Source organism: Candidatus Viridilinea mediisalina (genome assembly GCF_002532535.1).
Lineage (GTDB): Bacteria > Chloroflexota > Chloroflexia > Chloroflexales > Chloroflexaceae > Viridilinea > Viridilinea mediisalina.
This window is the reverse complement of record NZ_NQWI01000233.1, coordinates 1-2,631: the sequence shown is the minus strand read 5'-3', so window position 1 is coordinate 2,631 and position 2,631 is coordinate 1. Positions and strand designations below refer to the sequence as shown.

The following is a 2,631-nucleotide window of genomic DNA, read 5'->3' as shown; positions in this document are numbered from 1 at the left end:
CATATCTATCAGGTCTAGCCCGTGCCGCGACACCGGATTAATTTCTGGAAGACCATAAGTCGGCACTACCTAACGGCACAAAAACAATCCTTTCTGCCCCTTTTGCCTTTCGCCTTTCGCCTTTCGCCTTTCGCCTTTCGCCTTTTGCCTTTTGCCTTTCGCCTTTCGCCTTTTGCCTTCTGCCTTCTGCCTTTTGCCTTCTGCCTTCTGCCTTCTGCCTTCTGCCTTTTGCCTTCCTCACCTATCGGGTTTTCGGATTTTCGCCGATCTCATACCCCCCATTACCAAAGACGCTTGCTTTACCAATATGAACAATGCTACCCATGAGCAGGACAGCGCGCAGGGCGACGGGGACGCCGCGCAGTTGAGCGCTACCGGTCATGCCGCCGAGATCCATGCGTAGGCGATTGGGGCCACGGGTGGAAGTACGGCGCAGACTGCGCCAGGCTACCGTTTCGGGGCGCACCTCAATTGCGGCAGCGGCGTCCACAAGCGGGCGATAGGAGTGTGACCAGCCGCCGTTGGCGTGGAAAGCGGCCAGCGCATCAATGCGCCAGCAAGCGACCTGCACCAATGCTGCTGGCTCAATGTGTTCGAGGTAGGTGCCGCGATACTTCAGGCGCAACGGGCCATTGAGCGTCAGCCGCAGATCGGCGGGCAGCGCGGTTGCCCGCTCCACCACCGCCGCACTCCGCAACACGGGCAACTCCGCAGCAGCCAGCATCTGCCCATTATGGTAGAGCAGCGTCCCAACCGGACTCCACGGGGCCAACGCTTCCGCCCGCTCCAGACGGGTGCGTACGTTGTCGCGGCCCAAACCCATATCACCCAGACGTTCGAAACTGATCAGAAAGTAGGGCAGAAAATCGATCCCACGTCCAATCAGCACCAGCGTCAACTCCAGCGCCTCGCCCGCCCGATAGTCTGTGCGTGCATCCAAGGGCGGCTCGATCACGAAGGGGCGCGGGAGATCGCGCAGATCGTGCAAGTAGCGATTATCGGGCGGATGGGGCGTTGCAAAGACCCAACGGAAGGGGCAGATGATGTCGCTCACGCACTCCTCGCGCTGCCAGCATGCACGCGGGCAAGCGGCTTGTTGAAAGGCATAGCCAAAACCACCACGCAGCATACTGCCCTTCTGCGCCGGCAAGACCCCAGCAGTAAGTAGGCGCAGCGTCAGGCGAATTCGCAACGTTGGCAGATCGGGCAACCAACCAAGGGAAGGCTCCCATGCAGCCTGAGCCTCTTGCTCCATGCGCCCCTCATCAGATTTTAATCACCTCTTCACAAGCTCATTCTACAGCACTAGTATAGCAGCAACAGATAACCATGCAACAGTGCGAAGAAATTGTTAGCGCAGAAAAGTTCTGGGCCGCAACGGTGGCTGCGACAGGCTGGCTGCGACAGACTGGCTGCGACAGGCTGGCTGCGACAAGCGCAGCTACCGAGCTAGAGGATGCATGAGGCGAAAAGGCGAAGGCTTCGCGTCCTCGCGTCCTCGCGTCCTCGCAAACTGTAAAGCCACCACGAACCATCCCTAACCAACAGCCTCTACACCTGACGCATGCGCTCTGCCAGGTTGAGGATGCGTTGGCCATATTCGGTGCCCGGGACAGCCCAGCGTCCGTTGAGGTCGGTGATGGTGAGGGCGATGCCTCGCAGGTGCGCCGGTAGCGGGCGCAGGCTGAGGGCTTCGTCAATCATGGCTTGCTGCGCGGGCATGCCGGTGCCTGCGGGTAGGGCGTAGGCCAAGAGCCGCCCAATATGGGCGCGGATGGCGTAGGGATCCCAGGCGGCAAAGCTGATGCCTTGAAACCAACGCCCATCACGCCAAGCCCAATGGATGCCTGGCGGTTCGTTGGGGTTGCCCTCGATGCTGTGACCAGTGACCCCCAGGCCCGCCGGGTTGCGCCGTGGTCGGTCGCACCACCACGAGGTTAAGCTGCCTGTTTCGTGGGCGCATTGGGCTAAGGCGAGAAACCAATCAACCCCGACCTCATCACCAACCCGGGCGTAGGCCGCAACAATCTGGGTGATGTCGTAGTGGGTGTAGATGTGCGAACGGGCTGTGAGCCAGCGCACCGCCTGCGCTTGGGTGCCCGATGCCGCAGTGAGCAAGTGGCCATATTCGTTGGGCCAGGGGTCTTCTGGTACCGGATGGGGCGTCGGCTCTGGAGTCGGCTCCGGCGTCGGTTCTGGCGTTGGCTCTGGCGTTGGCTCTGGCGTTGGCTCTGGGGTCGGCTCTGGCTCCGGCAGTGGCTCAAGGCTTGCCTCTGGTGCGGTAGCCACCAAGGGCAGATAGGCGCGGTATGGTTCTGCTGCTGCCTGCGTTCGCCCCATCCGCCCGGCAATGCCGGTGGCAGCAAGGGCCGCAGCAATACGTAGAAAGGTTCGTCGTGATGCCATTGGGGTTGCCTTTGTAGGGAGAGGAGGGGATTTGTTCAGCTAGAGTTTTTTTGAAGAGGTACAGAGTGTTCACCACAGAGACACAGAGAACACAGAGTGGTTTGAGGTTTGTGACCAAGCACTCACCTTGGTGATCATCCCTAAGAGACTGTCTGAAAAGTCTATGAACTGGTGTTGGAGTGCCGGCTTTAGCCGGCTAAAGCCGGCACTCCAGCGTGTGCCAAC

2 protein-coding genes are annotated in these 2,631 nt (G+C 60.4%); both read right to left on the bottom strand.

What is annotated here, in order from left to right:
- Nucleotides 1-241: 241 nt before the first annotated feature.
- The gene (cas6, locus tag CJ255_RS21610; RefSeq protein ID WP_097646143.1) at nt 242-1,255 is read right to left on the bottom strand and encodes a CRISPR system precrRNA processing endoribonuclease RAMP protein Cas6; all 1,014 of its coding nucleotides are present in this window, start codon (nt 1,253-1,255) and stop codon (nt 242-244) included.
- A gap of 296 nt (nt 1,256-1,551) precedes the next feature.
- Nucleotides 1,552-2,406 carry a glucosaminidase domain-containing protein gene (locus tag CJ255_RS21605; protein ID WP_217352519.1) on the bottom strand — a complete coding sequence of 285 codons (855 nt, stop codon included), beginning with the start codon at nt 2,404-2,406 and terminating at the stop codon, nt 1,552-1,554.
- Nucleotides 2,407-2,631: the final 225 nt, after the last annotated feature.